Below are 15,929 nucleotides of genomic sequence, written 5' to 3'. Positions count from 1 at the left end.
CTTTTCTGCAAAAGAGCATAATTTCCCTTGTGAAACTTAAAAATCAGAGAAAATGCCTCTTTAAAACTTTATTTTTGATCCAGCATTTTTAAAATGAGATGGCAGCCGTATTTAGCGGCGCGCTTTCTGATTCCGGTTCTTGAGCCGGCAAAGTTAAATTCGTGCACCTCTTCTTTTCCTTCCGCCGAAATGCCGATAAAGACGCGGCCCGGAGCATGCCCTTCCTGCGGGTCGGGACCCGCAACCCCGGTAAAGCTGATGCCGATATCGCTTCCGGTCAGCTTTCTCACACCGGCTGCAAGCTCTTTCGCACACTCTTTGCTGACCGCTCCGCTTTCTGCGAGCGTCTCAGCTTTCACGCCGAGCACATGCTGTTTCACGCTGTCGGAATAACAGACAACGCCCCCTGCAAATAGTTGAGACGCACCTCTTAAATCAGTCACCCACTCTGAAAACAGGCCGCCTGTAAAGCTTTCGGCAGAAGAAATCGTGATTTTGTTTTGTCTGCATGCTTTTGAAAGCTCCTTCACCAGAGACGTATCATCATATCCGTAGAAAAATTCACCGACACGTTCTAAAATGGCGGCTTCCGTTTCTTTTAAAAGCCGTTCTGTTTCTTTTTCGTCGGCATGTTTCGCCGTTAAACGCAGCGTGACCTCACCGTCAGCAGCGAGCGGCGCAATCGTCGGGTTCGTCTGCGCGTCAATGATATCTTCTAAATCAGCTTCAAGCTGGGATTCACCGATTCCGAAAAACCGCAGCACGGTTGAAACGATTTTCTCATTAGAACCGAGCTTTTTAAGAAGCAGCGGCTTCGCTTCATTTTCAAACATCGGACGCAGCTCGCTCGGCGGCCCGGGAAGCAGCATATAAAGCCTTGAGCCGTGCTCTGCAAGCATTCCCGGCGCCATGCCGAAATGATTCGCCAAAACGTCTGAGCCCTCAATGACGAGCGCCTGTTTGCGGTTATTCGGCGACATGGTCCGTTTTGTTTTCACGAAATATTCTTCGATCGACCGGAATGCTTCGTCATTCAGAACGAGCGGGCGCCCCAGTGTGTTTGCAATGGTTTCTTTCGTTAAATCGTCCTTGGTCGGCCCGAGGCCGCCTGAAAAAATAATCAGGTCTGAGCGCTCTTCGGCAATGCGGATGACATGCTTAAGCCGCTCCGGATTGTCACCGACAGCGGTATGATAAAACACGTTTACACCGATTTCCGCCAGCTCTTTACTGATAAACTGCGCGTTCGTATTGGCGATCTGGCCGAGCAGAAGCTCCGAGCCGACTGCAATGATCTCTGCTTTTTTTGCTATTTCCATCTTTAAGTCCTTCTTTCTTAGTTAGATGTTTTTAACGCATCCCAGTTCTTCGCAAAATAATCCCAGCCGGAAATGACTGTGAAGAGCACAGCTACCCATAAAGCGATATCGCCGAACGGGAAAGAAACGAGCTCAAACGGAAGATTATGCAGCAAAAGCGCGGCAACAGCGATGATCTGAGCCCATGTTTTAATTTTCCCCAGCATATTGGCGGCTACAACTTCCCCCGTTCCCGCCAGCACAAGTCTTAATCCCGTTACGGCAAATTCGCGGCTGATGATGATGATGACCATCCACGCCGGCGCAAGGTCAAACTGCACAAGCGTAATTAATGCCGCGGATACCAGCAGTTTGTCAGCCAGCGGATCTAAAAATTTCCCGAAGTTTGTCACGAGGTTCAGTTTTCTGGCGTAGTAGCCATCCACCCAGTCAGTCGTTGATGCGATAATGAATAAAACAGCTCCCGTAAGATGCGCTACCGGAATCGATTCATCCCCTATATGAACGCTGCCCCACTGAAAAGGAACAAGCATGATAATCATAAATACAGGAATTAAAGCGATTCTTGCCAGTGTGATTTTATTCGGTAAGTTAAACATAAAGCCCCTCCAATAATATGTACTCGGACGTGAAGAAAAAGTCATCTTAATCGTTCAGATGACTTTTCCCCTTTTATTTTTTCATCTTGATTGTGATGGTCTGCGCCATCACATCATGCGGATTGAGTTCATAGGACAGAACCTCTCCGTTGATTTTAATTTTCAGGTTAGGGGCATAGCCCGTGCGGATTTCAATCTGCTTTTGATCCGTGACGTCTTTTTTAAAGGTTTCGCCTTTTTGCAGCGTTCCTTCTTTTAAAGAACCGCCGCTGTCATCACGGACGCGGATCCATGCGCTGTCAGAAGCAATCAGTTCAAGCTTATACTTATCTGCCCCGGAGACGTTGTATGAAGAAGCTGAGCCTTCCGTTCCGGCCGCTTTGATCTCCGTCGTTTCACTGCTTTTTTCTTTCTTTTTCTGCTCTGATGCTTTTGTGTCCTTTTTATCTTTCTTGCTGTCAGATTGCGCTTCGTCATTTGTATTGCCGTCGTTTTTCAGCGCAGAATCCTTAGGAATCTCATACTTGCTCTCACTTTGGGTGACGGCTTTATCTCCGTCTGTCTGTCCGGATTTGCTCATTCCGAGCTGAATAATCGCATAAATGATCGCGATGACGATAATGACACCGATGACGACAAGGACGGTCGGAAGCCATTCCGCCGCCTTTGAAGCGGACTTAGGAAGCTCCCTTTGCATGGCGAGACCGGAAATTTTTTCCGAAACATCGTCATGGTACGTGTTAGGGATGTCTTTTTTATATTCTTCAAATAACTGATCGGAATCAAGCCCGACAGCTTCAGCGTATTGCTTGATAAACGCCCGCACATAAAAATTGCCGGGAATGACGTCATAATTGCCTTCTTCCAGAGCGGTTAAGTATCTTTTCTGAATTTTCGTCGCCGCCTGGAGTTCATCCAATGACATCCCTTTTTCCTCTCTGGCTTCTTTAAGCCGGATTGCTAATTCTGTCACAACAAACACCTTCCAATATTAAAAATCAAAGCTTGAAAAACCGGTCTGATCAAACATTTGCGGTTCTTCTGCATGTTCATATGTAATGACTTCGTCAGGATCATTTCTGAGTTCGATAATATAATCGAAATCATCGAGCGTATACTCCGAATTTTGAACAAAAATATCGGGGTGCTCCACGACCTTTGTCGCCGGAAGCCGCATAATTTCACTGACGAGCTGAAGATGGCGCTCAGATCCCCGTCTTGTCGAAACGATGCCGTCGAGGATAAACACGTTTTCCGTGCTGTATTCATCGGCAACCAGCTGGCTCCGGATCGTTTGTTTTAGCAGCGTTGATGATACGAAAAGCCATCTTTTGCTGGCACAAACGCTTGACGCAACGATGGACTCCGTTTTTCCGACCCTCGGCATTCCCCGGATTCCGATCAGTTTGTGCCCTTCTTTTTTAAACAGCTCGGCCATAAAGTCAACCAGAAGACCGAGCTCGTCCCTTTCAAAACGGAAGGTTTTTTTGTCATCGGCATCACGCTGAATGTATCTTCCGTGGCGGACTGCGAGACGGTCGCGAAGCCTCGGTTCTCTCAGCTTCGTTACTTTAATGGTCTCCATTGTTTTTAAAATTGATTCCAATCGTTTAATTTGATCTATATGCCGGCATCTGAGCAGCATTCCCCTTCTGGAAAGGTCGACACCGTTAATTGTGACAATATTAATTGACAGCATCCCGAGAAGAGATGAAATATCCCCGAGCAGGCCGGGGCGGTTCACTTGAATTTCATATTCAAAATACCATTCGAGCTTTGCCAAATGATATACCCCCTCCATTGTGGCAAATTTTTACCTTCCTTTATCATAAAACATTTTTCTCTAATTAGAAAGAAGAATGTTGCTCTATAGAGGAAAACATAAAAAAAGAGAGGAGAAATCCCCCCTCTTAATGAGTGCTGTTATTTTCAACAAGCTTCACCATCATATTTGCGATGGCGCGCTGTTCATCTTCAGAAGCAACGCTCCAAAGATCAGCAAGCACTTTTTCCTGATGGTTTTTCGAGTCGACTTCGTTCGCAAGGTAACCGCCGATTTCTGTAGCGAGGTCAGTGATCGTTTCATCACTCATCCCTTTTTCCTGCGCATAGTTCAATCTGTCGCCAAGGAAATTCTTCCAATTATCCCAGTTTTCTAATACTGACATGTTGGGTTCCTCCATTTCATCTGTTGTTACAAAATTATTTTGTCCGTGCAGATGCAAACTATACACACATTTTTTTCAGCAGTGCCAGCCGCCGTTTACGGATAATATATGCCCCGTAATATAGGAAGCCTTGTCCGATAATAAAAAGGCCGCCGCTTCGGCGATTTCCTCCGGCTTTGCCAGCCGACCCGCGGGAATTTCCTCTGCCAACGCTTCTTTTTCATCAGACGTGAACTGATCAAGCATATTTGTATCAACGGCACCCGGCGAGACTGCATTCACGCGGACGCCGCTCGGAGCAAGCTCTTTGGCAAGCGCTTTGACGAACGAATGCTGCGCTCCCTTGACCATGCTGTATAATACCTCGCACGATGCGCCTGTTTCTCCCCAGACGGAACCGATCGCGACGATGCCCCCGCTTTTTTCCCGGATCATGCCGGGCACCAGATTACGCGCCAAAAGAAACGGACTCGTCACATGCAGCTGCACCATCTCCCGCGCCATGTCATCCGTAACGTCCGTAATCAGGCCGAAATGACTTTTGCCGCTGTTTAGTATCAGGGCGTCCACAGGCTGCTTAACGGAACGGCTGAGTGTCTCCGCGCCAGCCGGTGAGGACAGATCCGCCTGAATAACGGAGGCTTTTACGCCGAATGATGCGCTCAGCCTTTCCGCAAGCCTGTGTGCGGCTTCCTTATTAGAATGATAATGCAAAAGGACGTCATATCCGTTTTTTGCGAGGACTTCACTTATACTTTGTCCTATTCCGCCGCTTGCTCCGGTTACGAGCGCTGTCTGTTTCATCAATCAATACTCCTTCTTTCCCCAGAAAAACATCCCTCAGGGCGTGAGGGATGTTTTTGTTATGATTTTGGCACGACTTTGCAGACTGTCAGCCTGTCTTCTGATATTTCTTCTTTAATGACCCGCTTTACGTCTTCCAGCGTAATCTGCTCCAGTACGGTTACGACATCAAACAGACTCATATCTAAAAAGGCGTAGCGTGTAAATTGGTTGGCGATATATTCAGGCGAATTGAGCGCTTTTAAGAATGACCCGATCTTCTTTTTTCTCGCAAGATCAAGTTTTTCCGCAGTCACGGCTGATTCCGCATCAAGCAGCATGTGTTTTAATTCGTCAGCGAGCTTATCCGGCTCCGGTGTATCTCCTCCGACAGAGGCAAAACCGAATCCGTATTCAGCCGTGTAATCAAAGCTGAAGGTTTCATCAATGTAGCCTTTGTCGTACAAGTCACCGTAATGCGGTGAGCTTTTTCCGAAGAGACATTCAAGCATGAGGTTCATGCTGAGCTCGTGCTTCAACAGCTCCCGCCCCGTTTTATAAGGGTCTTTCGCCTTTAAGCCGACAAGACATTTTGAGCCTTGCACGTTCATTTTCAACTCCTGCTCCCGGCGGAAAACCGCTTCCTGCTCCTGAACTTCTTCACGTTTGATTTCAGGCTGGTCTGTAAACGGCTTTTTCTCCTGGTTTTTCCGCACCTGGCTGATGACCGCTTCAGGATCTGCGGGACCGACGATAAAGAGCAGCATATTGCTCGGGTGATAAAACGTTTCGTAGCACTCATACAGCAGATCTTTCGTAATATGAGAGATGCTCTCCACCGTTCCGGCAATGTCAATTTTCACGGGGTGGTCTTTATACATATTTTCGATAAGGCCGAAAAACAGCCGCCAATCCGGATTATCATCATACATATTAATTTCCTGGCCGATGATGCCTTTTTCTTTTTCAACTGATTTTTCCGTGAAATACGGGTCCTGAACAAAATCCACGAGTGTTTCCAGGTTTTTCTCCACATTAGAAGTGCTGGAGAACAGATAAGCGGTTCGTGTAAATGATGTAAAGGCATTTGCCGACGCCCCCTGCTTACTGAAGTCCTGAAACACGTCGCCGTCCGCTTTTTCAAACAGTTTATGCTCCAGAAAATGCGCGATTCCGTCAGGGACGTGTACCATTTCTTCCTTATTTAAAGGAACGAATTGATTGTCAATGGAACCGTACTTTGTCGTAAACACGGCGTATGTTTTATTAAAGCCCTGTTTCGGCAGCACATAGACATCAAGGCCGTTTGCCATTTTTTCATGAAACAGCGTTTCCTGAAGCTGTTCGAAGTTTATCGGTTTAGTCAAGATGCTCCCCCCGTCCCTTTTAAGAAATAAGTCGTATCCAGCTTAATGTTCTTTCCGACATTGATAATGTCCTCTTTTGTCACTTTCTCGATATTGTCAAGGAACCTTTCGATCGGTATCTCTACTTGGGCTGAGGCCTGCTGATACAGAAATTCCGCTAAACCGTATGCCGTATCAATCGTTTCTAATACTTGATTTTTAATAACGGCTTTCGTTTGGGCGATATCATCTTCTGAAAAGTCACCGTTTTGCATAGCCTGAAACTGTTCTTCAATGATGGTGACGGCCTGCTTGTAATTTTTCACCTCAATGCCCGACATGACCATCAAAAGCCCTTTGAAGCTTTCCACCCTTGAGGCTGCATAATAGGCGAGGCTCGCTTTTTCACGGACATTTATAAACAGCTTTGAATGAGAGAAACCTCCGAACAGCCCGTTAAACACCTGCAATGCCGGATAATCCGGATCTGTATATGTCGTATTGGTCCGGAATCCGATATTCAGCTTGCCCTGCTTGACGTCCTCTTCATCAATGACTTCCTTCGGATCGGGCTGTTCATTCGCCGCGCTTCTTTCAAAAGGCTGCAGCTCCCGTTCTTCCGTTTTAAAATACGTATCAACGGCCGTTTTCACCTGATCTGTATCAACATCGCCGATGACGTACAGGTCCAGCTGGTCTTCGCGTATGGCTTTTTGATAGGCTTCATACAAATCTTGCGGTGTAATGTGTTCAACATCATCGAACTCGCCGTTGACGTGAAGCGCATACGGTTCGCTTTTGCACATTTCCTGAACGAGACGCAGATTAGAATATCTCATCTTATCATCATATACGGCTTGAATCCGCTGTTTCAGCGTCCGTTTTTCCTGCGTGACATAAAGGGGCAGGAAGGCGCCGTTTTCCAAAGCGGGCGAAAAGACAAGCTCTGATAAAAGCTGAAGACCTTTTTCCAATAACGGTGTGCGGTCCTTCAGATACTTTTCATTAGGAATCTCAAGTCTGAACGTAATGACATGACGTTCTCCCTTTTTTGTCAGATCAGCTGAAACGGATGTGCCGTACAGCTCATCAAAATAAGACCGCAGATCAGCGGTTTTCGGGCGGCTTTCTGTTCCGCGCAGAAGCACATGCGGAAACAGCGCCCTTTTTGTTACGAGCTCTTTCGTTAAAGGAGCCAGCATTTTAAACGTCAGCGAAACGGTTTTAAATTTCTCGGTCTTTACGATGTGGGCGGTGATCCCGCCGTGCTTTGACTTCATTTCATTTACATAAGTCATGTGAAACCTCCTTCGTTCATTCTTTCATAGTATGTATTATGACCAAATTTCAGCATTCGCAAAAAAGAGTACGCAGATGTAATTATATCAACTGGAGGATTTATAAGGAAACAAAAAACCTCTGCCCGAAAACAGGCAGAGGCATTGAACGTTATTTTTTCAAATTGAAAGGCCACCAGTTGGCTCTTCCGAATATTTTCACCATGACCGGTACAAAAAACGGAAGGACGACAATTGCGTACATGAGAAGGCCTGTTAATACCACGGTTGCAATCTGTAATAAGGAAAGAACGCCTGACGGCAGCATGGCCGCAAAGGTTCCCGCTAAAATAATCGCCGCAGAAATGATGACGGAACCCATATTTTTCATACTGCTGATCATTGCGGGTTCCGTTCCTTCTTTTTTCAGCTCATTAAAGCGGTCCATTAAAAAGATGGAATAATCCACGCCAAGAGCCATCAAAATGACAAAGCCGAAGAACGGCACGGCCCAGTTTACGCCCGGATACCCGAAGAAGTGTGTAAAGATGTATTCCGTTACGCCGATGGATGCGAAATACGTCAGTACGAGCGACGCCACTAAATAAACAGGCATAATGAGGGAGCGCAGCATCACGATGAGAATCAGAAAAATTCCCGCCAGCATAAACATTGCCGTCCGTTTGAAGTCTGAATCCGATACTTCCTTCAGATCGGCATTCATGCTGGAGACTCCCGAAACGCCGAAGGAAGCATTCTTCAGATCCGTGTTCGGAATGGCCCTTTTCACGCTCGCTTTGATCGCTTGAATATCTTGAATGGCCGTATTTGAATAAGGATTGTTATCAAGAACGACAGTCAATTCTGTCGTTTTTCTGTCATCTGACATGTACGTATTAAACACGCTTGTGAAATCACTGTTTTTCAAGGCGTCTTTCGGCACAAACCAGCCTGTCATTTCTTTGTCTGACGCCTTGTGAAGCTCACCCAGGTAATCATTCGCCCCCATCATGCCGCTTGATACTTTCTTAAGCCCTTTTACACTGTCGTTAAGGCCTGAAGAAAGATCGCTGAGCCGGGAAGAAAAATCACCGAGACCGCTCTTCATTTTTTTCTGGCCCTCCGCGAGCTGTCCTGCCGCCGATTCAAGGCGCGGCATTTGTCCTGCGAGAGCCCCCTGTCCGTCTGACACTTGCTGCAGACCGTTTTCAATACTGGTCAAACCGTTGATCATTGCGTTAATTTGAGTGTCAATCTTCTTCTGAGCGGCTGCCAGCCGGGCAAATTGTTTTTCCGCTTGCTGCAGATGATCCTTTTGACTGTCGACCTGTTTAGAAAAAGCTTCTGCATCCGCGTTTGCCTTGGAAACGGCTGACTGTACACCCGTAAAGGCCGATTTGATTTCTTGGTAAGAGGGATCGGTTTTGACTGACGGTATTGACGCTTCCAATTTTGCAAACGGCAGCCGGGCAAGCTGCTTGTTCAAATCGGCAAGCTGTCTGCTGGCTTCATCTTTCATCGGCAGGACGGTTTTTACCAATTTTAAAGCGTTTTGCGTTTCTGAAGCGAGACCGCTATTTTGGCTGAGCTGTGAAGTCAGCATTTGTTTTTGCTCTTCAATCTGCTTTCTCATCTGGGCGACGCCGGCTTTATTCTCGTTCACGCCAGCCTGCAGTTTATTCAGGTTTTCTCCTATATCAGAAAGCCCGGATTTCAGAGACAATGTTCCGTCAATAAGCTGATTGACGCTTTTCCCCGACTCTTCGATCTGCGGCTGTGAATCAACTAACGACTTTGCGGCATGCCCTAATCCGTCCGTAATTTTTTCAAGTCCCGTATTGCCTTTATCAAGCCCTTCTTGAAGCTGCTTTGCCTGATTTGTGACAAATAATTGATTCAATCCGTTTCCGGCAGGGCGCGTGGCGCTTCTGACCGTTTTTACACCCTCTGTTTTTTCAAGTTCTCTGCTGATTTTTTCGATATCAATCAGGTGTTTTTCGGTATTTAGAGTCTCATCATTTTTGATGACGACAGTGGCCGGAAGAAGTTCTCCCGGGCCGAATGCGTCTGAAATCGTATTAAACGCGCGGACGGATTCATATTTATCCCCGATTTCGTCAAGACTGTTGTAAGATAGCGACCCTTTGTAAAGAAGGATAGGCGGGACGGTGAATACCGCAACGATTGCAAGACTGATGAGCGGCCTTTTAAATGAAAACCGCCCTGACGTTTCCCATGCTTTGCTTTGAGGATGGGAAATATCGCCCTTAACAGGCCAAAACAGTCTTTTTCCTAAAACAGCCATAAAAAACGGCACGATCGTCATGAGCGCAAGCAGCAGCACCGCGACACCGACCGCAACGGCCGCTGCCGACTGATACAGCTTAAATGTCGCAAATCCGATGCAGGCAAATCCGATCAGCACCGCACCGCCGCTGTACAAAACCGTCTTTCCGGCCGTTTTGTAAGTCACGACGATCGCTTCTCTTATATCAGCGCCATGCGACAGTTCTTCTTTAAACCTGCTGAGAAGCAGAATGCAGTAGTCTGTACCGATTCCGAACATAATCGCAACCATAAAAATCTGAGTAAAAGTTGAGAGCGGAAAATTCAGCTGATCGACTAAAAATGCGACAATCGACTGGCTGACTAAATAAGATATCAATACTGATAAAAGCGGCACAAACGGAGCGACCACTGACCGGAATACAAGGATCAGCACGATCAGGATAAAAGCAACCGTTATATATTCAGTCTTTTTCAAGCCGTCCTGTGAGCTTTTCAACACATCTTCGTCGATCAGCGATTGGCCTGTAATGCCGTATGATACGCCGTACGGTTTCAGCTCTTTATCAATTTTATTTTTTATTTCGATGATATCGTTTTTGGATGTATCAAGCTGCAGCTGAACGAGCATCGTTTGTCTGTCTTTTGACAGCAGCTGTTTTTTGATGTCGTCATTTTTCTCCCCGAAGTATGAGGTCACCGTTTTAATCTGAAGCGCTTTTTTATGTTCAGACAAAGTGCTGACGGCTTCTTCCAGACGATCTTTTTTGTCTGTCATTAAGCCTTTTTCGTGAAATACGATGACGGCAGAAGAAGACGGCGCCTCTGAATCAGACATTTCATCAAGCAATTCATGGGCGTAAGAAGAGGAATACCCGTCCGGTACGGAGATCTGCCCTTTCTCCCGTGTCAATTCAGCCATATCAGGCGCTGTAAGCATAAATATCACCGTTGCGGCGACCCACACCGCGGCGATGATCCAGCGGGCTCGGATAATGTTTTTCATTATGTCTGCTGATCCTCCTCTGTCATCATCAATCGATATAATTTTTCATATGTATTCACGAACATCTCCGCCTCGTCTTCATCAAAATACATAATATATGAACGGACGAGTTCCTCAATCCGCCGCTCCACACGGTGAAATACTTCCGTCCCCTTTTCCGTGACATTTAAAAGTATGCTCCGGCGGTCGCTTTGGCTGCGTTCTCTATTGATGTAGCCTTTTTCATACAGGCGGTTCGTCATAGATGTAATGGCGCTTTTATTGACGTGGCACACCGCGGCCAGTTCAATTGATTTGCAATCGGGATTGAGCATAATATAGCGGAGGATATAATATTGATCCAATGTCAGTTCTTTGTTCACTTTTTCAGCGATAATACTGTCAATTTTTTTTAAGACGTGCAGGTATACATCGGAATAACGCTGAATCAGCTGCTTTACTTTTTCTTCATGCACCTTTTCCCCCTCCTTCCGATAGTTAATATGTTTAACTATTAAAAAGAATAACGACTTGACGGTATCATGTCAATCTTCAAAATAAAATAAAAAAAGACAGTGCAGATTACACCGTCTTTAATGATTCCTTCTTTTCTTTTGCTTGTGATGAGATATTTAACAGCGCTAAAAATACAGACACAATGCCGCAAAAAGCGGATAAAATAAAAATCAGCCAGCCTGCATTTGACATCAGGGCAGCAAAGATCGGCGGTCCCGCCGCTACTCCGATAAACCGCATGCTGTTATAAAATGAGGTGATGGTTCCCGATTCCTCGTTGTCTACGCCTTCTGTGATGACAGCGTCTAAAGCCGGCAATGCCATTCCGATACCGATACCGCTGACACACAAAAAGATAAATAATAAATAAAAACTGTGATTCCACCATAGGCCGATAAACGACAGTGTCACGGCACTCATTCCGAAAACGATGCAAAACTTCATTTTGCCTTGGTCTTTTCCGATTTTCCTGCCTGATATATATGAACTGACGGATAGAAATAAAAGCGGGATTGCCAAAAGCGCTCCTTTAGCCACACCGTCAATGCCGTATTTCTTCTCCAGTGAGTCTGATAAATAAAAAAGAACCCCGAACAGCAAAAACATAATCACGCAGCCGATGATAAATACCGTAAAGAGCCAGCGTCCGTCACGTTTAAATATGCGGCCGACATTTTTCACAAATTCGGAAATAGAAGGCGCTTCTTTTTGTTCCTCCGGCTTTGCCACCAAAAACAATACGAGAAAAAAACTGATGAGCGAAAAAAACGGAATGAACCAAAACGGCATAAACCAAAACCATGCAGCCAAGAGCGAACCGAGAATCGGGCTTATTACTTTCCCGGCTGTGTTAGACGTCTCAATATCGCCGAGCCCCGCGGTAATCCGCTCATCATCCCCTTTGAATAAATCACCGATAAACGGCATCACTACAGGAGCCGCCCCTGCCGAACCGATTCCCTGCAGCACCCGCCCCGCCAAGATAATGGGATAAGGATGCTTGAACGCGGTGGAAGCTATCGCGGCAAGCGCTCCGCCCGCGCCGGCTATGAGAAGACAAGGCAGAAGAACCTTTTTTCTTCCGAATTTATCGGACAGATATCCGGCAATCGGAATACAAATAATCGCCACAATCGAATAGACCGTTATAATTAACGATACTTGAAAAGACGATATGGACAGCTTCTTTTCAATCATCGGAAGCACAGGAATCAGCATGGAATTCCCGAGTGTCATCACGAGCGGTACAGAAGCCAGAGCAATGATATTTTTCGTTCCATTTTTCTTCTTACTCAACTTATTCACCCATTCACTATACTTGGTTGTTTCCTGTTTTATTGTGCCTTGCAGAAAACAAAGTATGTACTGAAACGGCAAATAAAAAAACAGACACATGACGCGTCTGTCTTAAAAACGTTTTCTTACAACATGAAAACTGAACTTATCAGCCCGGAAATAATTTAATGAATACAGCACAGGTTCATCATTCTGATTATAGTGGGTTTGCTTCAGCAATAAAAGCGCCGTCTCCGGCTCGCATTCCAAAACCGGTGAAATCGTATCGTGATATCCGATCGGTTCGATATCAGCAACGGCATAGCTGATCACAGACCCGGAGTTTTTTTCCAAAAGATCAAAAATAGACTCCTGTTCATGACAGAAAGAATTCGGCAGAATGTGCATCGGAATCGTATCTAAACAGTAAACGACCGGAGTGCCGCTTGCCGTTCTCACGCGTTCCAAATAAAAAAGCTCCTGCTCAGGCTCAAGCCGGAATCTAGCGATATCTTCATCAGACGGCGTGATGACCTGAGACGACAAAAAAATCGTACCCGGCACCATGTTCGCCTGCTGAATCGTTTTCGTCACGCTGTTGAGCTGTTCAATACCTGAAAGAAACAGCGGTTTTGTATGGACGAAAGTGCCCACACCGTGCCTTCTGATAATCACATGCTCCTCTTCAAGGATACGCAAAGCTTCACGCAGAGTTGCCCGGCTGACACCCATTGATTTTGAAAGCTCAAATTCAGAAGGAAGCTTTTCCTTTTCGGTGTAAATTCCGTTTTGTATATCCTCTTTGATTCGCTCAATCACTTTTAGGTACAAGTGACGATTGTCAGCTTTTGTAGACATGTTTCCCCTCCGTAAACCACTTTCATAAATTATTGAACAATTGGGACAACTATATCATGTTTTGATAAAAAAATAAATAGGAATGATTTTGGTGATATCATTTTCAGTGAAAACTCTCTCCTTTTTAAGAAGAGAGCTCATCATATTGTTCCTTAGATAATAGTACTTCCCTCGGTTTGCTTCCTTCATACGGCCCGACGACGCCCCGTTCCTCCATTGCGTCAATCAGACGGGCAGCTCTCGTATATCCGATTCTGAACCGCCTTTGAAGCATGGAGACTGATGCCGTCTGCATGCCGATAATCAAATCGACCGCTTCGTCATAGAGGTCATCCGTTACTTCACTGTGTGTTTCCGAAACTTCTTCCGGAATCATCTCTTCTTGATACTGCGCTTTTTGCTGCGTAATGACATGATCGACGACATGCTCAACCTCTTCATCGGATAAGAATGCCCCTTGCACACGCACCGGCTTATTTGCGCCCACAGGCAGAAACAGCATGTCTCCGCGCCCCAGAAGCTTTTCAGCGCCGCCCATGTCTAAAATCGTCCGTGAATCGGTCTGAGATGAGACACTGAAAGCGATTCTTGACGGGATGTTGGCTTTAATAACACCGGTAATAACGTCGACTGAAGGCCTCTGTGTCGCGATAATCAAATGAATTCCCGCCGCCCGCGCCATCTGTGAAAGTCTCGTAATTGAATCTTCCACGTCGGAAGAAGCGACCATCATCAGATCGGCAAGCTCGTCAACGATGACGACGATGTATGGCAGCTCAGGCTGCTTGACTTCTTCTTCGGCATTTGACCGCTTAATATGGTCGTTATAGCCTTCTATATTTCTCGTACCCGTATGGGAGAACAGCTCATAGCGGCGCTCCATCTCATTGACGACCTTTTTCAAAGCCTGCGAGGCCTTTTTCGGATCTGTCACGACCGGCGCAAGCAGATGAGGAATGCCGTTATACACATTCAGTTCAACCATTTTCGGGTCAATCATCATCATCTTCACTTCATGCGGTTTAGCCCTCATCAGAATGCTCGTAATAATACCGTTGACACAGACGCTTTTTCCGCTTCCCGTTGCCCCCGCTACGAGCAGGTGGGGCATTTTGTTCAGTTCGGCAAGCACGGCTTCCCCGGAAATATTTCGCCCCAAGCCGATCAGAAGCTTCGCGTCCGGCTTGTCATTGAGCTTGGATTCAAGCACTTCTTTTAACGAAACCATCGCAACTTCAGCATTGGGCACCTCGATGCCGATTGCCGATTTGCCCGGAATCGGCGCTTCGATCCGGATATCCTTCGCGGCAAGCGCGAGCGCGAGGTCATCGCTCAGATTCACGATTTTACTGACTTTGACCCCGACGTCCGGATACACCTCATATTTTGTGACCGCCGGACCGAGATGAACCTGCGTCACTTTCGCCTTTACGCCGAAGCTTTGAAAAGTCCGCTCGAGTTTTCTTGCATTCTCGTAAATGTTTTTCTTATCGGTCTGCTGGCCTGTATGTTTCGGGTCAGCCAGTATGTCCAATGAAGGCATTTGATAATCTTTATTTTCAAGCTCTGTAAACGTCATCGGCGGAGCCGCAGCCGTTTCGCCACTGTCTTGAGCGCCGCCGGAAGGCTCAACTTTTGCCGCTTGCGCCGTCTCCTGCGTTTTTTCCGGAATCAGCGGTTCTTCGGCGGGCTCTTCCTGACGGTCTGAAAAGCTTGAAATAATCGGCTCTGAATGGATGATCGGCGAAATGATTTCATCATCCTCTTCCTCCGGTTCAGGCTCTTCTTTTTTCTTTTGAACCCGTTTTTGTTTTTTGCCCGATTTTGTTTTTGTTTTCGGCGAAGACATATTCGTTCTGACCGTCTTCATATCCTCAAGAAATGCCTGCCATTGACCGCGGATAAACCGGCCGACGGGGCTCGTCCACTTTTTGAGCGTTTCCTGCAGTGAACGGCCCGTTACAAGAATCAGCCCCATTAAGATCAGCACGATCGCCATGATTTGTGAACCCGTTGATGCAAATAGAAAGTGGGAAGCTGCAAACAGTACCGCGCCGATCATGCCGCCGCCCAAATCAGGGGAAGCAGCCTGCTGTTTCATGTCAATCATAAACAGCTCCCACGTGTTGCCGATGACACTTGCCGACCGAATCGACCCGTGATGAGACAGATTTTTAAAGAGCTGCACGTGAGACAGCAGCAATATGCTCGCGATAATACAGTACAACCCTGCCTTTCTTCTCGTTAAAAGGCTTGGACTCTTCTTTTTCCAAAACAGCGAAATTCCGAGAAGGAAGAGCGCAATTAAGCATAAAATAAACCACTCTCCGGCAAAAAAACGGAACAAGTACACAAATGTCTGTCCCACAACGCCGAGCTGCAAAACAGCAATAATTGAGATTGCAACACAGAGCAGTCCGCTTAGTTCGTATTTTAGATTGAGCTTACTCTCTTGTTTCTTTTTAGATTTCCGTTTTTTCTTTGCCACACTCATCACCTTACTGCGTTAAAAAATGT

At 46.3% G+C, this 15,929-nt stretch carries 13 protein-coding genes; all 13 read right to left on the bottom strand.

The window, feature by feature from the left end; translation table 11 throughout:
- Window positions 1-68: 68 nt before the first annotated feature.
- Window positions 69-1,319 carry a competence/damage-inducible protein A gene (locus NYE38_RS08705; protein WP_017417798.1) on the bottom strand — a complete coding sequence of 417 codons (1,251 nt, stop codon included), beginning with the start codon at window positions 1,317-1,319 and terminating at the stop codon, window positions 69-71.
- Between the two features lie 17 nt (window positions 1,320-1,336).
- Entirely contained in the window at window positions 1,337-1,918 is a 582-nt protein-coding gene (gene pgsA, locus NYE38_RS08700; RefSeq protein ID WP_007409821.1) for a CDP-diacylglycerol--glycerol-3-phosphate 3-phosphatidyltransferase, read from the bottom strand.
- Between the two features lie 73 nt (window positions 1,919-1,991).
- The gene (locus NYE38_RS08695; protein WP_017417797.1) at window positions 1,992-2,891 is read right to left on the bottom strand and encodes a RodZ domain-containing protein; all 900 of its coding nucleotides are present in this window, start codon (window positions 2,889-2,891) and stop codon (window positions 1,992-1,994) included.
- Window positions 2,892-2,909: 18 nt separating this feature from the next.
- Window positions 2,910-3,701, bottom strand: coding sequence for a YmfK family protein (locus NYE38_RS08690; RefSeq protein WP_003154149.1), 792 nt, complete (start codon window positions 3,699-3,701; stop codon window positions 2,910-2,912).
- Between the two features lie 127 nt (window positions 3,702-3,828).
- A complete protein-coding gene (locus NYE38_RS08685) occupies window positions 3,829-4,086 on the bottom strand; it encodes a DUF3243 domain-containing protein (protein ID WP_003154150.1) in 258 nt (85 codons plus the stop codon).
- A 75-nt stretch (window positions 4,087-4,161) separates the two neighbouring features.
- Window positions 4,162-4,890 carry an SDR family oxidoreductase gene (locus NYE38_RS08680; protein WP_025649449.1) on the bottom strand — a complete coding sequence of 243 codons (729 nt, stop codon included), beginning with the start codon at window positions 4,888-4,890 and terminating at the stop codon, window positions 4,162-4,164.
- A gap of 59 nt (window positions 4,891-4,949) precedes the next feature.
- Window positions 4,950-6,236 (bottom strand): pitrilysin family protein, encoded by a 1,287-nt coding sequence (locus tag NYE38_RS08675; RefSeq protein ID WP_017417796.1) that lies wholly within the window; start codon window positions 6,234-6,236, stop codon window positions 4,950-4,952.
- A complete protein-coding gene (locus NYE38_RS08670; protein ID WP_012117578.1) occupies window positions 6,233-7,513 on the bottom strand; it encodes a pitrilysin family protein in 1,281 nt (426 codons plus the stop codon). The genes NYE38_RS08675 and NYE38_RS08670 overlap by 4 nt, the downstream gene beginning before the upstream one ends.
- Window positions 7,514-7,664: 151 nt before the next feature.
- On the bottom strand, window positions 7,665-10,784 hold the full coding sequence (locus tag NYE38_RS08665) for an MMPL family transporter (protein WP_017417795.1): 3,120 nt from the start codon (window positions 10,782-10,784) through the stop codon (window positions 7,665-7,667).
- Window positions 10,784-11,239: a MarR family transcriptional regulator gene (locus tag NYE38_RS08660; protein WP_003154157.1), complete on the bottom strand. Its 456-nt coding sequence runs from the start codon at window positions 11,237-11,239 to the stop codon at window positions 10,784-10,786. The genes NYE38_RS08665 and NYE38_RS08660 overlap by 1 nt, the downstream gene beginning before the upstream one ends.
- A gap of 106 nt (window positions 11,240-11,345) precedes the next feature.
- The gene (locus NYE38_RS08655; RefSeq protein ID WP_017417794.1) at window positions 11,346-12,575 is read right to left on the bottom strand and encodes an MFS transporter; all 1,230 of its coding nucleotides are present in this window, start codon (window positions 12,573-12,575) and stop codon (window positions 11,346-11,348) included.
- Window positions 12,576-12,686: 111 nt separating this feature from the next.
- A complete protein-coding gene (locus NYE38_RS08650) occupies window positions 12,687-13,412 on the bottom strand; it encodes a GntR family transcriptional regulator (protein ID WP_007409813.1) in 726 nt (241 codons plus the stop codon).
- A 124-nt stretch (window positions 13,413-13,536) separates the two neighbouring features.
- Entirely contained in the window at window positions 13,537-15,900 is a 2,364-nt protein-coding gene (locus NYE38_RS08645) for a DNA translocase FtsK (protein ID WP_017417793.1), read from the bottom strand.
- Between the last annotated feature and the right edge of the window lie 29 nt (window positions 15,901-15,929).

The sequence above is a fragment of the Bacillus sp. EU63 genome, assembly GCF_038592915.1.
GTDB classification, from domain to species: Bacteria; Bacillota; Bacilli; order Bacillales; family Bacillaceae; genus Bacillus; species Bacillus velezensis.
This window is presented reverse-complemented; position numbering and strand designations above follow the sequence as displayed.

Coding starts and splice junctions, on each gene's coding strand:
- NYE38_RS08705 (WP_017417798.1), bottom strand. CDS start 1,319: ATGGAAATAGCAAAAAAAGCAGAGATCATTGCAGTCGGCTCGGAGCTT.
- pgsA (WP_007409821.1), bottom strand. CDS start 1,918: ATGTTTAACTTACCGAATAAAATCACACTGGCAAGAATCGCTTTAATT.
- NYE38_RS08685 (WP_003154150.1), bottom strand. CDS start 4,086: ATGTCAGTATTAGAAAACTGGGATAATTGGAAGAATTTCCTTGGCGAC.
- NYE38_RS08680 (WP_025649449.1), bottom strand. CDS start 4,890: ATGAAACAGACAGCGCTCGTAACCGGAGCAAGCGGCGGAATAGGACAA.
- NYE38_RS08670 (WP_012117578.1), bottom strand. CDS start 7,513: ATGACTTATGTAAATGAAATGAAGTCAAAGCACGGCGGGATCACCGCC.
- NYE38_RS08665 (WP_017417795.1), bottom strand. CDS start 10,784: ATGAAAAACATTATCCGAGCCCGCTGGATCATCGCCGCGGTGTGGGTC.
- NYE38_RS08650 (WP_007409813.1), bottom strand. CDS start 13,412: ATGTCTACAAAAGCTGACAATCGTCACTTGTACCTAAAAGTGATTGAG.